Origin of the sequence: Bradyrhizobium sp. AUGA SZCCT0222, from assembly GCF_018130205.1 — a bacterium.
Classification (GTDB): domain Bacteria; phylum Pseudomonadota; class Alphaproteobacteria; order Rhizobiales; family Xanthobacteraceae; genus Bradyrhizobium.
The window spans coordinates 17,434-31,103 of the sequence record NZ_JAFCLX010000072.1 but is presented as its reverse complement, the minus strand read 5'-3'; the positions used below and the strand labels follow the sequence as shown (position 1 = coordinate 31,103).

Genomic DNA, 13,670 nt, shown 5'->3' with positions numbered 1-13,670 from the left:
TGCTCGTAACTCCGCCCCATGGCAACACCTCCAGTTGGAAGTGTTGCACTTCGTTTGTGAACTTAGGGGACCCATACCGCGTGATCTTTCTATGGGGCACGGCGGCAAAGACCTTTTGCCCAATAAAAGCTGGTGGTTATGGGTCCCTGCGTTCGCAGGGACGGCGATGGAGCGGTGACGGGGGCGCCAGCATCCGGGGCACGTCCCATCGCTTTCGCGGGGATGACTGTTCTCTTTATGTTTCGTTCACGGTGCTCTGGCGTTATCACAGGCCATGACATCTCCTCCGATTCGCCAACCCGTCCGGATTATCGGCATCGACCCCGGCCTGCGCCGTACCGGCTGGGGCGTGATCGAGACGGAGGGCAACCGGCTGGTCTTCATCGGCTGCGGCTCGGTAGAGCCGCCGGATGATCAGCCGCTGGCGAGCCGGCTGCTCGCGATCCATGAAGGCCTCGCCGCCGTGCTCGGCGACTACAGCCCCATGGAGGCTGCGGTCGAACAGACCTTTGTCAACAAGGACGGCGTCGCGACGCTAAAACTCGGGCAGGCGCGCGGCGTCGCCATGCTGGCGCCGGCGATGTTCGGCATATCGGTTGCCGAATACGCGCCCAACCAGGTCAAGAAGACCGTGGTCGGCGCCGGTCATGCCGACAAGAACCAGATCGCTGTCATGCTCAAGATCCTGCTGCCGAAGGCCGAGCCGAAATCCGCCGACGCCGCCGACGCGCTGGCGATCGCGATCACGCACGCGCATCACCGCGCCGGCACGGCGCTGCGGCTGAAGGTGGCAGGCTTATGATCGGCAAACTGAAAGGCCTGATCGACTCCTACGGCGAGGACTACGTGATCCTCGACGTCGGCGGCGTCGGCTATCAGGTGCATTGCTCGTCGCGTACGCTGCAGGCGCTGCCCGCGCCCGGCGAGGCCGCGGTGCTCTCGATCGAGACCTATGTGCGCGAAGACCAGATCAAGCTGTTCGGTTTTCGCGGTGACATCGAGCGCGAATGGTTTCGTTTGCTGCAGACCGTGCAGGGCGTCGGCGCCAAGGTCGCGCTGGCGGTGCTCTCGACCTTGCCGCCGGCTGAACTCGCCAACGCGATCGCGCTACGCGACAAGGCCGCGGTGACGCGCACGCCGGGCGTCGGGCCGAAAGTCGCCGAACGCATTGTCACCGAATTGAAGGACAAGGCGCCGGCCTTTGCAAACGTCGATCCGGCGCTGGTGCATCTTTCCGGCGCCATCGACAATGATCGCGCGCCGCGCCCGGTCACCGATGCGATCTCGGCGCTGGTCAATCTCGGCTACGGCCAGCCGCAGGCGGCCGCCGCCATCGCATCCGCCTCGCGCAGCGCCGGCGAGAATGCGGAAACGGCGCAGCTGATCCGGTTGGGGCTGAAGGAACTCGCGAAGTGAGCGAACTGCGCTGGAGCATCACAAAATGATTACGTGTTATCTGCGTTACCAGCTCGATCCGGACAAGCTCGCCGACTTCGAGGCGTACGGCGCGATGTGGCTTGAGCTGCTGCCGCGGTTCGGCGGCGTCCATCACGGCTACTTTCTGCCATCCGAAGGCGAGAGCGACGTCGCCCTGGCGATGTTCAGCTTTCCGAGCCTCGCGGCCTACGAACAGTATCGCAAGGATGCCAGCACCGATCCCGACTGCCAGAAGGCCGTCGCCTTTGCAAAACGGACGCGCTGCTTCATCCGTTATGAACGGTCGTTTTTCCGGCCATTGTTTCCGAAAACGGCCGCATGAACACGCCCTCCCGCAACGTCACGCGCGACTATTCGGCAGGCGCCGTTGCCGGGCGTTTCGCGCGCGCGATCGGCATCGTCCTGATTTTCTCGATTGCAGGACCGCTGACGATTGCGGCGCTGATTTCGCTGATCGTGGTCGGGTTCGGAACCGCGCTGCTGCAGATGTTTCTCGCGCTTCTCGAACTCGAAGCGCTGCGCACCATCGTCTCTGTCGCGATCGTGCTGCTTGCACTTGCGACGATGCTCGCCGCGTTCCTGCCATCGGTCGCGGCCGGCCTGATATTCGCGCTGGCTGCGGTCTATGGCGGCATCAACATGATCTGGATGGCGTGGCTCGCCGCGGCCATTGCCGTCGCCGGTTTCGTCGTGTTCGGCATATTTTTGGTGCCCTCGGAATCATCGGCCGTGATTTTGCCGGACGTCCGGTCTGCGCGACAGGCGCTGACGCTGTCAGCGATCCTTGCCGTGCTGGCCGTCATTCCGGCCAGCCTGTGCTGGTGGCTCGCGAAACCCCTGCACCGTGCTAGAATTGCCGCATGAACACACCCTCCCGCATCGTCACCCCCGAACGCCGCAGCGACGATGTCGGCGACACCGCGCTGCGCCCGCAATTGCTGTCCGAGTTCGTCGGCCAGGCGCAGGCGCGGAAAAATCTTTCGATCTTCATCGAGGCGGCGCGCAAGCGCGGCGAGGCGCTGGATCACGTGCTGTTCGTCGGTCCTCCCGGCCTCGGCAAGACCACGCTGGCGCAGATCGTGGCGCGTGAACTTGGCGTCGGCTTTCGCGCGACCTCCGGACCTGTGATCGCCAAGGCCGGCGACCTCGCAGCGCTGCTGACCAATCTCGAAGAGCGCGACGTCCTGTTCATCGACGAAATCCATCGCCTCAGCCCGGCGGTCGAGGAAGTGCTCTATCCTGCGATGGAGGATTTTCAGCTCGATCTCATCATCGGCGAGGGGCCGGCAGCGCGATCCGTAAAAATCGAGCTGGCGAAATTCACCCTCGTCGGCGCCACGACGCGCGCGGGCCTGCTCACCAATCCGCTGCGCGACCGCTTCGGCATTCCGGTGCGGCTGAATTTCTACACCGTGGAAGAGCTGGAGAAGATCGTCACCCGCGGCGCCCGTGTGCTCAACATCGGCATGACGCCTGACGGCGCCAACGAGATCGCGCGCCGCGCCCGCGGCACGCCGCGCATCGCCGGTCGGCTGCTGCGCCGGGTGCGGGATTTTGCGTCCGCCGCGGATGCCAGCTCTGTCGACCGCGCCATCGCCGACCACGCGCTGAGCGCGCTGGAAGTCGATGCCGCCGGCCTCGATGCGATGGACCGGCGATATCTTTCGACCATCGCGCTGAACTATGGCGGCGGTCCGGTCGGCGTGGAAACCATGGCGGCGGCGCTGTCGGAGCCGCGCGATGCGATCGAGGACATCATCGAGCCGTTCCTGATCCAGTGTGGCTATCTGCAGCGCACCCCGCGCGGCCGGCTGTTGACCTCGCACGCCTTCAAGCATCTCGGCCTCGCCGAACCCGCCCGCGATCCGGCGCAGTTCGGCTTGTTCGGCGGCGGTGACAGCGATGACTGAACGCTATCGAACCGAATCGGCCTAATCACGCACTAACGGTAAATATCAGCAAGTCGGCGACGCGCCTCGGCGCGGGACCGGCTGTTTTTGCCGTGGAGTGCCAGATGAAATCGACCGAAGACGCCAAGGTGCTGGCCATTGTCGCAGCGCCGGAACTGGGCGCGCCCGACGATTCCGACGTCCTCAACGCGATGCCTGTCGACGAACTGGCCTCATTGTGGGCTGTGCTGCAGCGGCTGAGCAAGCGCGACCAGACTTCCGGCGCCTGGGCGGCCAAGCTCTATTTCGATCATCTGCCGCACCGCAAGCCGGATCGCGCGCTCGATCTTGCGCTTGAAGTGTTGCGCAGTGAATCCGACAAACCGACCGTGATGCAGCTCAATGAAAAGTTCATGATGTCGCTGATGTATGCCCACGGCGAAAGCGTGATCGACCGGATCGAGGCCGAGGCGAAGAATAACGCCCGGCTGCGCTGGCTGCTCGGCGGCGTTCTGCTCGGTCCAAACAAGCCGTTGAGGCAACGCATCCAGGCGATCGCCGACCTCAAGGGCTGGAAGGCCGACGACATCGCGCGACGGACCCCAAAACAGCCGCTCGATTGCGAAGCCATGACGCTGCCGGAGCTGGCTCGCGCCTGGGTCGAACAACATTCGAAATCCGACTGCGACCGCGATGACAATTTCTTTGCGATGATGGATTATGAGAGCGAATTGCGTGGTGAGGATCCGGACAGGGCTATTGATCTGATCGTCGCGATCCTCGAGATCGAGACCAATCCGGCGCTGCTTTCGCTGCTCGCCGCCGGTCCGCTCGAGGATGTCATCAGCATGGAAACCATCGACCGCATCGAGCGCGAGGCGCAGGCCAGCGATCGTTTTCGAGATCTCTTGGGCGGCGTCTGGTACTACCGCGCCTCCGACGAATTGAGGGCCCGGCTCGACGCGCTGGTCGGGGAGAACAGGTGGTAACCTTAATGCGACTGCTGACGATCTGCACAAACGCACCCCAATTCCGGCTCAATACCCGCCCATGTTTGCGATGCATCACGATTGACCAGCCATGATTTCACGCCGACATTTCTTTCGATTCTTTGGTGGATTGGGCGCCCTCGGCGTCACGACCACGGCCTACGGGTTCTCCGAACCCGCGCTGCAGCTTCGCGTCACGCGATACAACCTTGCGCCGCCGCAATGGCCCACCGATCTCAAGCTCAAGATCGCCGTCATCACCGACCTGCACGCCTGCGATCCCTGGATGTCGCTCGACCGCATCCAGGGGATCGTTGAACGAACCAACGCACTGAAGGCCGACGTCATCGTCATGCTCGGCGACTACGTGGCCGGGCACCGCAAGGTGACGCGCTTCATCCCGGCCGATGAATGGGCGCCGGTGCTGGCCGGGCTGAAGGCCCCGCTCGGCGTGCACGCCATTCTCGGCAATCATGATTGGTGGGATGACAAGGAAGTGCAGCGCGAAGGCAAGGGGCACACCTTCGCCCGCCGCGCGCTGGAGGCGTCAGGCATTCCGGTTTACGACAATGACGCCAGGCGCCTCACCAAGGACGGGCGGCCGTTCTGGCTGGCTGGCCTTGGCGATCAACTGGCCTATTTCCCGGCACGCCGTTTCCGCCCGGTGCGGCGGGTCGGCGTCGACGATCTCGGCGCCACGCTGGCGAAGGTCACCGATGACGCGCCGGTCATTCTGCTGGCGCATGAGCCCGACATCGCCAAGCGCGTGCCGTCGCGGGTGTCACTGCAGCTCTCCGGTCATACCCATGGCGGTCAGGTGCGTTTGCTGGGCTGGTCGCCAGTCGCACCGTCTGGTCAACGGCTCGCTTATGGCCACATCCGCATGAAGCACGACATCGTCGTCTCCGGTGGCCTCGGCTGCAGCATCATGCCGTTCCGCATCGGCGTTCCCCCGGAGATCGTGCTGGTGACGCTGGGCGGGCAGGGTGCGGTCGTGGCGTAATCCGCCGCAGGCGTTACGCTTGCGCGGCAGGCGGATTTTGCGCAAAACGATGGCTTTCCAGGCGATCGAGGGCTGCAATTGACTTTACCCCACATCGACGGCGCGGTCCGCGACGGCCGCCATCACATGCAGGTCCGCGTCTATTACGAGGACACGGATTTCTCCGGCATCGTCTATCACGCCAATTATCTGCGCTTCATGGAGCGCGGCCGCACCAACCATCTGCGGCTGATGGGTGCCGATCAGCAGGCGCTGTTCGAGCAGGCGCAGGCTGAGACGCCGGGCTTTGCCTTCGTGGTGCGCTCGATGGAGATCGACTTCCTGCGCCCGGCTCGGATGGACGATCTGCTCGACGTGGTGACCTGGCCGATCGCGGTGAAGGGCGCCTCGATCACGCTGGCGCAGGAAGTGCGGCGTGGTGCGGAAGCGCTGGTCACGGCCAAGGTGCGCGTCGCGTTCATCTGCGAGGGCAGGGCCCAGCCGATCCCGAAATCGCTGCGGCTGCTGCTGAAGGCCGATCTGGAGTGACTCTGCCATCTCGCTATGGTGATATCGCCACAACGATCGGGCCTATACCATGCCAGTTGAACCTGCAAATCAGTCCAGATTGCGGACCTTGAAGATCGTTTTCATTGGCATCGCATTAGCATCGGTTGCTGGTTCAGCCTCGGCGGCAGAACGCAAAGCCGATCATGCTGCGGTCTGGGGTCCGATGTTTGTCTCCCAAGTGTCGAAGTGTTGGGCGAAGCCTGTTGATGGTGACGCGACTGTCCAGACCGCCCTCAAGATCAGCCTGACACGAGATGGCATGCTGGCAGAGCAGCCTGTGGTAGAGAAGCCCGCCACTTCAGACTACGACAGAGCGTATCAAGCGAGCGCCGTTAGAGCCCTCAATGCGTGCCAGCCATATAAATTGCCAATTGAATATTATGACGAGTGGAAGCTCTTCGCGCCGGTGTTTTCCGAAAGGAACAGGAAAGCCAAGGACGACTTGTTCTACCGTCTTCCTTCGATCTGCAAAGGCTGTTGACGGCCGATCCGGTTGATCTGGCCATCTTGACGCACTATACCGATCGGTACATTGTCCGGCTCCGTTCAGGAACCGGAGTTGAAAATGTCGCGCCCGCCATTGCCGCCGTTCACCCGCGAAACCGCAGCCCAGAAAGCCCGCATGGCGGAGGACGCCTGGAATTCGCGCGATCCCGTGCGCGTCTCGCTGGCCTATACCGAGGACAGCCGCTGGCGTAACCGCGCCGAATTTTTTCAGGGCCGCGATGCGATCGTTGAATTCCTCACCCGCAAATGGACGAGGGAGCACGAATACCGCCTGATCAAGGATCTCTGGGCCTTCGATGCCAACCGCATCGCGGTGCGCTTCCAGTATGAATGGCATGACGCTGCCGGGCAGTGGCACCGCTCCTACGGCAACGAGCAGTGGGAGTTCGACGAGCATGGCCTGATGCGCCGGCGCGAGGCCAGCATCAACGATGTCGAGATTGCCGAGAAAGATCGCCGCTTTCACTGGGCCGCGCCTGGACCGCGTCCGGCGGATGTCGCGGGCTTGAGCGAGAGCCCGTTCTAGCTGGCTATGGCCAAAACCGTTTCCGAACGCGCCGATCTGTTGCCGCTGATTTCGGAGGTGTTCCGCAGCCACGGCTATGAAGGCGCGACGCTGGCGCTGATCGGCAAGGCCACGGGTTTGGGGAAGGGCAGCCTCTATCATTTCTTCCCCGACGGCAAAGCGCAGATGGCCGCGGAAGTCTTGGCCGAGATCGATCACTGGTTCGAGGTCAATATCTTCGCGGCCCTGCGCAAGTCCGATGATCCCGCGCTTGCGATTGCCGACATGACCGCTTGTGTCGATCGCTATTTCCGCTCGGGCCACCGCGTCTGCCTGGTCGGCGTGATTGCGCTCGGGGCATCGCGGGATATTTTCAGCTCGCAGGTGCAGGATTATTTCAGCCGCTGGAACGATGCGCTGGCGCAAACGCTGCGGCGCGCCGGGCTGAGCACAAGCGTTGCGCGGCGACGATCCGCCGATGCGCTGCTGACCATTCAGGGCGCGCTGGTGCTGGCGCGGGCGCTCGACGATACCAAAGTGTTCGGGCAGGCGATGGTGGATATGAAGGCGCGTTTGCTGGCGAAGTGAGATTGGCGCCGGTCTCTCAACTGCGTCGTCCCGGCCTTGAGCTCAGATGTGCAATTGCACATCGGGGGACCCATACGCCGCGGCCCACCTATTTAGCCGCGGTGGTCGACGACCGCCTTAAATCACGACCGCCGCGGAGTATGGGCCCCGGCGTTCGCCGGGGCGACAACTGAATTACGCCGCCGCCTTGTGGCGCGCGATCTCGGCCTTGTAGAGATCGAACTCTTCCGCCAGCGCTTTCGCCACGCTCGGCCGCTTCTTCATCCGCTCGAGATAGTCCTTCACGGCTGGATATTTCGAAAAGTCGATCATCGGGGTTGCGATGCTCCAGTTCAGCACGGTGGTGAGATAGGCGTCCGCCACGCTGAAATGGTCGAGCACGAATTCACGCCCCTCGAGATATTTGTTGAGGTAGCCGAGGCGCGATAGATACCGCTCCAGCGTATAGGCCTTGACCTCCGCCGGCACGGTCTTGCCGAGCAGCGGCGTGAACAGGCCCTTGTGCAGTTCGGTGCCGATGAAGCACAGCCATTGCTGCAGCTTCGAGCGTTCGATGCCCGGTCTGGCGCCGATATTGGAATCGGACAAGCGCTCGGCGACGTGCTGCAGGATCGCGGCGTTCTCGGTCAGCGTCACGCCGTCGTCGGTCCGCACCACGGGCACGAGGCCGAGCGGATTGACCGCGTAGAAATCCGAATCGTCCTTCAACACGCGCTTGGTCTTGGGGTCGACCTCGATGAAGTTGGCATGGCTGCCGGCCTCATACAGCGCGATCCTGGTTGCCATCGAGCAGGCGAGGGGCGAGAAATAAAGGTCCATGGTCGAATCTCCCTGTGGTTCACTTCTGGGGTTTCACGCTCGGGTTCAGACGGTCGCGACGGCTGAGCTTGATTTATGTACCGCTTCGTATAAATAAGCGTCAAGGATTATTTGCAAGATGGTACAAAAAAGAAGTCCGCCGCCACCGCGCGCCCGGCCCGAGGCTGCATCGCGGAAGCCCGCAAAGCCTCAGCCTGCGAAGCCGCAGCCCCCGGCCGGCGGCGCCCCACCAAAACGCCGCGGCCGGCCGCGCGCCTATGAGCCCGACGTGGCGCTGTCCCGCGCGCTCGATGTGTTCTGGAAGGACGGATTTGCCGCGACCTCGCTCGACGATCTCAGCGCCGCCACCGGCATGAACCGGCCGAGCCTCTATGGCGCGTTCGGCGACAAGCGCGAACTCTACAAGAAGACCTATGAGAGCTATCGCAACCGCGCCCGCGCGCGGATGAGCGAAGCCTTCGCGGCCGACATGCCGCTGCGGCCGATGCTGCTTCGGATCTATGGCATCGCGCTCGACATGTATCTGTCGGGCGAAGGCGGCCCGCGCGGCTGCTTCACGGTGATGACCGCGACCTCGGAAGCGGTGTTCGACCCTGACATCCGCGCCCTGGTGGTCAGCGGCCTCATCGAGATGGACCGCTTCTTCGCCCGCCTGTTCAAGATCGCCCAGGAACGGGGTGAACTGTCCGCCTCCGCCGATCCGCAAGTGCTGGCGAATCTCGCGTCGGCGACGATCCACACCATCGCAATCCGCGCCCGCGCCCAGATGCCGCGCGCCGAACTGGAGGCGCTCGTCAACGGCGCGGTCGACGTGATGGCGCGGGGGTAGTTGTCGTCCCGGCGGAGGCCGGGACCCATACGCCGCGGCGGATGTTGTCTGACAAGAAGGCAACGATCAGCGTGCAAACCAATAATCGCTAGTGGCTATGGGTCCCGGCCTTCGCCGGGACGACGACCACTAATACCCCTGCTTGCGATCCACTACATTCTCCAGCGCGCCGCCGGCCTCGAAGCGCTCGATCTGGCGCGCGACGTATTTCGAAATTTCCTCGGGATCGGTGTCGGCAGCATTGTGCGGGGTCAGCACCACCTTTGGATGGGTCCAGAACGGGCTGTCGGCGGGCAATGGCTCGGTCACGTAGACGTCGAGCGAGGCGCCGCCGAGCGTGCCGTCTTCCAGGCAGCTCAAAATGTCCGCTTCGTTCTGCAAGGCGCCGCGGCCCGCATTGATCAAAACCGGCGCGCCCATCGGGCTGCTGCGGTTGAGTTTTTCGAACATGGCGCGGTTGAGGATGTTTCGCGTATCCGCCGTCAGCGGCAGCAGGCTGACCAGGATGTCGGTCTGGCGCAGGAAGGCATCCAGTTGTTGTTCGCCGTGAAAGCAGGGGACGCCGGCGATTTCCTTGGGGCTCCGGCTCCAGCCGACGACCTTGAAGCCGACATGCTTGAGCACCCCGGCCGCATGGGCGCCGAGCGCGCCCAGCCCCATGATGCCGACGGTGATCGCGCCGGCCGCCCATTGCGGCTGCGGCGACCAGCGTTTCACCCGCTGGCTTTCGCGCAAATAAAGCTCCTGCCGATGATGCATCAGCGCGTGCAGCACGACATATTCCGTCATGCGCACGGTCAAATCGGGGACCGCGACCCGCACCAGCGGCACGTCGGGCAGCGTAGAATCCACCATCAGTGCGTCGACGCCGGCGCCGAGATTGAAGATGATACGCAAATTCCTGAAAGCGGCGAGCTCCCCGGGCTTCGGCTTCCACACCGCGGCATAATGGACCTCGGCCGGGTCGAACGATGGATCCGGCATCTCCACCACGAGGCGGTCCGGGCAGACGTCGCCAAACCGCTTCATCCACCGCGACGCTGCCCAGTTATCAGTCCCGCCACGCACCAGCAGCGCAAGCGCACCTTTTTTCATTGATTTTTCCTTCGTATCGCCACGCAGCGTGACCGTCTGATGGATTGAAGCATTCCTCTAGCCTCCTTTCACCAAGCAAGGGAGATACCAACGGCCAGATTCACCGTGATTCCGGCCGCGGTCATGGCTGTCATGCACCACCCGGCATTTCAATCCGCCGCCGGCGCCAATTGTCGGTCTCTGACGGGGCGCGGAACACTCGAAAATTTCTTTCGCTCCCCTGTCGGCTACAGGCATAATCGTTCGTCCTAGGCATGATCCGGAAAAGTGGGCTCCGGTTTTCCGATAAGATCATGCCTCTTCAAGAGAGAACGGAGATGCCGGTCGCATGCTGTACGCCATCCTTTGCTACCACGACGAAGACTTCACCGGTTCCTGGACCAAGGAGCAGGACGCCGCGGTCATGACCAAACTGCGGGTCGTGCAGGACAAGCTCACCAAGCAGGGCCGGCTCGGCCCGGTGGCGCGGCTGTTGCCGACCACGTCGGCGACCACCTTGCGCAAGGACGATCCGCCGGTCGTGATCGACGGCCCCTATGCCGAGACCAAGGAGCAGTTGCTCGGCTTCTATGTCGTCGATTGCGAGAACCTCGACGCGGCGCTCGACGTCGCGCGCGATCTTGGCAAGGCCAATCCCGGCGGCGCCTATGAGATCCGCCCGGTCGGCATGTTCACGCCGGGGAGTGTGCCGAAATGACCGATACCGCCTGGATCGATAGCGCGCTGACCTCGGCGCGTCCCCAGGCGGTCGGCGCGCTGCTGCGCTATTTCCGCAATCTCGATACCGCCGAGGAAGCTTTCCAGAACGCCTGCCTGCGGGCGCTGAAGAGCTGGCCGCAGAACGGCCCGCCGCGCGACCCCGCGGCGTGGCTGATCATGGTCGGGCGCAACGTCGCGATCGACGACATCAGGCGGGGCCGCAAGCAGGAGCCGCTGCCCGAGGACGACCACGCGATCTCGGATACCGACGACGCCGAGGAGCAGCTCGCCGAGCGGCTCGACGGCTCGCACTACCGCGACGACATTCTGCGGCTGCTGTTCATCTGCTGCCATCCGGATCTGCCGGCGACGCAGCAGATCGCGCTGGCGCTGCGCATCGTCTCGGGTTTGACCGTCAAGCAGATCGCGCGCGCCTTCCTGGTTTCGGAAGCCGCGATGGAGCAGCGCATCACCCGTGCAAAAGCCCGCGTCGCCGACGCCGATGTGCCGTTCGAGACCCCGGGCGCGGTGGAGCGCACCGAACGGCTGGCTGCGGTAGCCGCGATGATCTACCTGATCTTCAACGAGGGTTATTCGGCGAGCGGCGATACCGCCGAGATCCGCAGCCCGCTGTGCGAGGAAGCGATCCGGCTGGCGCGGCTGTTGCTGCGGCTGTTCCAGAGCGAGCCCGAGATCATGGGGCTGACCGCGCTGTTGTTGCTGCAGCACGCGCGCGCCGCGGCGCGGTTCGATGCCGACGGCGCGGTGATCCTGCTTGACGATCAGGATCGCACGCTGTGGAATAGTAAGATGATCGCCGAGGGGCTGGCGCTGATCGACAAGGCGATGCGCCATCGTCGCAGCGGGCCCTATCAGATTCAGGCGGCGATTTCAGCCCTGCATGCCCGCGCCGAAAAGCCCGAAGATACCGACTGGACCCAGATCGATCTGCTGTATGGCGCGCTCGAGATCATGCAGCCGTCGCCCGTGGTGACGCTGAATCGCTCGGTCGCGGTATCCAAGGTGCGGGGGCCCGAGGCTGCGCTCGACATGATCGAGCCGCTGGCGGCGCGGCTGTCGAATTACTTTCATTACTTCGGCGTGCGCGGCGCCTTCCTGATGCAGCTCGGGCGCAACGAGGAAGCCCGTGTCGCCTTCGACCGCGCCATCGCGCTGGCCAACACCTCGGCCGAGGCCGCCCATATCCGCATGCACCTCGACCGCCTGATGCGCGACAGCAAGCCGCGCGGCGCCAAGGCGGGGAAATAGGTCCGATTCCTGCTTCACGCGGCAACAGGCATCCGGCCTCCCGGATTTGAACCGCGCCCAATCGCCCGCGACTAACCGGCAAAGGTGGAGCATGGGCCTGGTGATGATCGATACTTTGCGAAAAGCCGCTTTTGGCGAGCCTGCCAGCGCGAGATTTTTCTGCCTGCGCTGGATCGCGCGGCCGCTTCTGTTCGCTTTGCCCATTCCTGTCGTGGCGAAGTGGTGCGACATCCAGCCAAGCTGGAACATCTTCGTGTTCACGTTGTTCTGTGTGGCCTGGTCCGATTGCGTGGACGGAATTGGAAAGCAGGATCGATAGCTAGCGCCTGGAGGACGGTTTCCGCCTGGGCTGAAGCGCCGCCGGAAATGGCGCACTCACCACGGAATCAATCTTGTCGCAAATCGTCTTTCCAAGGCCGCAATAATACCGTGACGCGGCGAGCGCGCACCTGACCCGGTTGTCGCGCCGCGCCATCTTGATGATCTTGTCGACCAGTTGCGGCGGCGCGACATGAAGCAGGGACGCCAGATCGCCCCGGCCGATCGCCGCTTGCTCCTCGAGGCTTGCGCCGCGCAGGGCGATCAGGATCGAATCAAGCTCCAATTGCGGATCCATGTCCTTCCACTCTCGTTTGAGATGAACGGACCTTAAGTCGCCCCAACCTCGCGTGAGGTTCGACAAGCACCGGCGGCGCCGGTCATGCGGCGTTCGGAACCGTCTTCGCCGCATTGCGCATCACGCCGGCAACCGCCGTGTATGCCGCGATCCATGCGTCCTGCACAGGCGGTGTCCACGCGGTTTGCAGGCCTTGCTCGAGTGTCCACAGCAATGCAGCGCCGACTGAGTCGTAATGCTTGTCGAGGACGCCGTAAGCGACATGTTTCTTGCCGAGCGTTTCCAGCACCGGGATCAGCGGCGCGAGATTATCGAGACCGCCGATCACCGTTGCCAGCGCCTGCATCAGCTTCTTGCGCTGCTCCGGCATGTCGGTGCTCTCAAACATGGGTCGCGTGGAGGGGTCGATTTCGAACAGCCGGCCGTAAAACAAGCTCGCGGCGGTATCGGCTATCGGGACCACGAGGCTCCATGTGGTTTTGACAAGCGCCTTTTGGTCGGGGGTCATGGTCGTGCTCCGCAATGAATGATTATTTAATGATTGGTCTTCAATGAAATTGGCATTGGCCGGTGAAAGGCCGCGCGTGAGCTGCGGCCCTCGATTAACTCTGCTGAGAGTAGGCAGCCGGGAGACGGCGTTCCTTCAACTGCGCTTGCGGGGCGAGGGCGCGCAGGCCGGATGCAACAGCAGAATAAATTGCCGCGGCCAGATTTCCGATGCCGCCGCCGATGACGATCATGGCGTGGGACATCGAGTCTTCAAGCCGGTTGGTTTTGACAAGCGTCTTTTGTTCGCAGGACATTGGTCGTGCTCCAGAATGATAGGTTTTGCCGGGGGTGGCTGTTTCGATTGACAGCCGTTAGTCGCGCCTTCGC

At 63.4% G+C, this 13,670-nt stretch carries 20 protein-coding genes; 15 read left to right on the top strand and 5 right to left on the bottom strand.

From position 1 onward, the window contains the following. Positions 1 to 274: 274 nt before the first annotated feature. From ruvC to JQ629_RS34800, 11 genes are all read left to right on the top strand, one after another. The gene (gene ruvC, locus JQ629_RS34850) at positions 275 to 802 is read left to right on the top strand and encodes a crossover junction endodeoxyribonuclease RuvC (protein ID WP_212416463.1); all 528 of its coding nucleotides are present in this window, start codon (positions 275 to 277) and stop codon (positions 800 to 802) included. Then, the gene (gene ruvA, locus JQ629_RS34845) at positions 799 to 1,416 is read left to right on the top strand and encodes a Holliday junction branch migration protein RuvA (RefSeq protein WP_209837862.1); all 618 of its coding nucleotides are present in this window, start codon (positions 799 to 801) and stop codon (positions 1,414 to 1,416) included. The genes ruvC and ruvA overlap by 4 nt, the downstream gene beginning before the upstream one ends. A gap of 25 nt (positions 1,417 to 1,441) precedes the next feature. Next, positions 1,442 to 1,759 (top strand): NIPSNAP family protein, encoded by a 318-nt coding sequence (locus JQ629_RS34840; RefSeq protein ID WP_212416462.1) that lies wholly within the window; start codon positions 1,442 to 1,444, stop codon positions 1,757 to 1,759. Continuing rightward, positions 1,756 to 2,301, top strand: coding sequence for a hypothetical protein (locus tag JQ629_RS34835; protein WP_249135483.1), 546 nt, complete (start codon positions 1,756 to 1,758; stop codon positions 2,299 to 2,301). Before JQ629_RS34840 ends, JQ629_RS34835 begins: the two co-directional genes overlap by 4 nt. Continuing rightward, positions 2,298 to 3,347, top strand: a complete 1,050-nt coding sequence (ruvB, locus tag JQ629_RS34830) for a Holliday junction branch migration DNA helicase RuvB (RefSeq protein ID WP_212032928.1) — start codon at positions 2,298 to 2,300, stop codon at positions 3,345 to 3,347. Before JQ629_RS34835 ends, ruvB begins: the two co-directional genes overlap by 4 nt. A gap of 104 nt (positions 3,348 to 3,451) precedes the next feature. After that, positions 3,452 to 4,315, top strand: coding sequence for a DUF6869 domain-containing protein (locus JQ629_RS34825; RefSeq protein WP_212416461.1), 864 nt, complete (start codon positions 3,452 to 3,454; stop codon positions 4,313 to 4,315). Positions 4,316 to 4,406: 91 nt separating this feature from the next. Continuing rightward, positions 4,407 to 5,318, top strand: a complete 912-nt coding sequence (locus JQ629_RS34820; RefSeq protein ID WP_212391576.1) for a metallophosphoesterase — start codon at positions 4,407 to 4,409, stop codon at positions 5,316 to 5,318. 78 nt (positions 5,319 to 5,396) lie between these two features. Further along, positions 5,397 to 5,846, top strand: coding sequence for a tol-pal system-associated acyl-CoA thioesterase (gene ybgC, locus JQ629_RS34815; protein WP_212416460.1), 450 nt, complete (start codon positions 5,397 to 5,399; stop codon positions 5,844 to 5,846). A gap of 88 nt (positions 5,847 to 5,934) precedes the next feature. After that, positions 5,935 to 6,348 carry a cell envelope integrity protein TolA gene (gene tolA / locus JQ629_RS34810; RefSeq protein WP_212416459.1) on the top strand — a complete coding sequence of 138 codons (414 nt, stop codon included), beginning with the start codon at positions 5,935 to 5,937 and terminating at the stop codon, positions 6,346 to 6,348. Between the two features lie 84 nt (positions 6,349 to 6,432). Then, positions 6,433 to 6,900 carry a nuclear transport factor 2 family protein gene (locus JQ629_RS34805; protein WP_212416458.1) on the top strand — a complete coding sequence of 156 codons (468 nt, stop codon included), beginning with the start codon at positions 6,433 to 6,435 and terminating at the stop codon, positions 6,898 to 6,900. 6 nt (positions 6,901 to 6,906) lie between these two features. Continuing rightward, entirely contained in the window at positions 6,907 to 7,467 is a 561-nt protein-coding gene (locus JQ629_RS34800; protein ID WP_212416457.1) for a TetR/AcrR family transcriptional regulator, read from the top strand. 174 nt (positions 7,468 to 7,641) lie between these two features. Here JQ629_RS34800 and JQ629_RS34795 read toward each other — a convergent pair whose 3' ends face one another. Continuing rightward, positions 7,642 to 8,286, bottom strand: a complete 645-nt coding sequence (locus JQ629_RS34795) for a glutathione S-transferase family protein (RefSeq protein ID WP_212416456.1) — start codon at positions 8,284 to 8,286, stop codon at positions 7,642 to 7,644. A 118-nt stretch (positions 8,287 to 8,404) separates the two neighbouring features. Between JQ629_RS34795 and JQ629_RS34790 the strand changes: the two genes are divergently transcribed. Next, positions 8,405 to 9,115: a TetR/AcrR family transcriptional regulator gene (locus JQ629_RS34790; RefSeq protein WP_212416455.1), complete on the top strand. Its 711-nt coding sequence runs from the start codon at positions 8,405 to 8,407 to the stop codon at positions 9,113 to 9,115. Positions 9,116 to 9,244: 129 nt separating this feature from the next. On the opposite strand, the gene JQ629_RS34785 is transcribed toward JQ629_RS34790, so the two are convergent. Then, entirely contained in the window at positions 9,245 to 10,210 is a 966-nt protein-coding gene (locus JQ629_RS34785) for a 2-hydroxyacid dehydrogenase (protein WP_212416454.1), read from the bottom strand. 328 nt (positions 10,211 to 10,538) lie between these two features. Here JQ629_RS34785 and JQ629_RS34780 point away from each other — a divergent pair, with 328 nt between their 5' ends. From JQ629_RS34780 to JQ629_RS34770, 3 genes are all read left to right on the top strand, one after another. After that, entirely contained in the window at positions 10,539 to 10,907 is a 369-nt protein-coding gene (locus JQ629_RS34780; protein ID WP_212391583.1) for a YciI family protein, read from the top strand. Continuing rightward, on the top strand, positions 10,904 to 12,178 hold the full coding sequence (locus JQ629_RS34775) for an RNA polymerase sigma factor (protein ID WP_212416453.1): 1,275 nt from the start codon (positions 10,904 to 10,906) through the stop codon (positions 12,176 to 12,178). The genes JQ629_RS34780 and JQ629_RS34775 overlap by 4 nt, the downstream gene beginning before the upstream one ends. A 91-nt stretch (positions 12,179 to 12,269) precedes the next feature. Next, positions 12,270 to 12,497: a hypothetical protein gene (locus tag JQ629_RS34770; RefSeq protein WP_212416452.1), complete on the top strand. Its 228-nt coding sequence runs from the start codon at positions 12,270 to 12,272 to the stop codon at positions 12,495 to 12,497. Here JQ629_RS34770 and JQ629_RS34765 read toward each other — a convergent pair whose 3' ends face one another. From JQ629_RS34765 to JQ629_RS34755, 3 genes are all read right to left on the bottom strand, one after another. After that, entirely contained in the window at positions 12,498 to 12,794 is a 297-nt protein-coding gene (locus JQ629_RS34765; protein ID WP_212416451.1) for a hypothetical protein, read from the bottom strand. It abuts the gene before it with no gap. Between the two features lie 82 nt (positions 12,795 to 12,876). After that, on the bottom strand, positions 12,877 to 13,302 hold the full coding sequence (locus JQ629_RS34760; RefSeq protein WP_212416450.1) for a globin family protein: 426 nt from the start codon (positions 13,300 to 13,302) through the stop codon (positions 12,877 to 12,879). A 94-nt stretch (positions 13,303 to 13,396) separates the two neighbouring features. Beyond that, entirely contained in the window at positions 13,397 to 13,597 is a 201-nt protein-coding gene (locus JQ629_RS34755) for a hypothetical protein (protein WP_212416449.1), read from the bottom strand. Positions 13,598 to 13,670 lie beyond the last annotated feature (73 nt).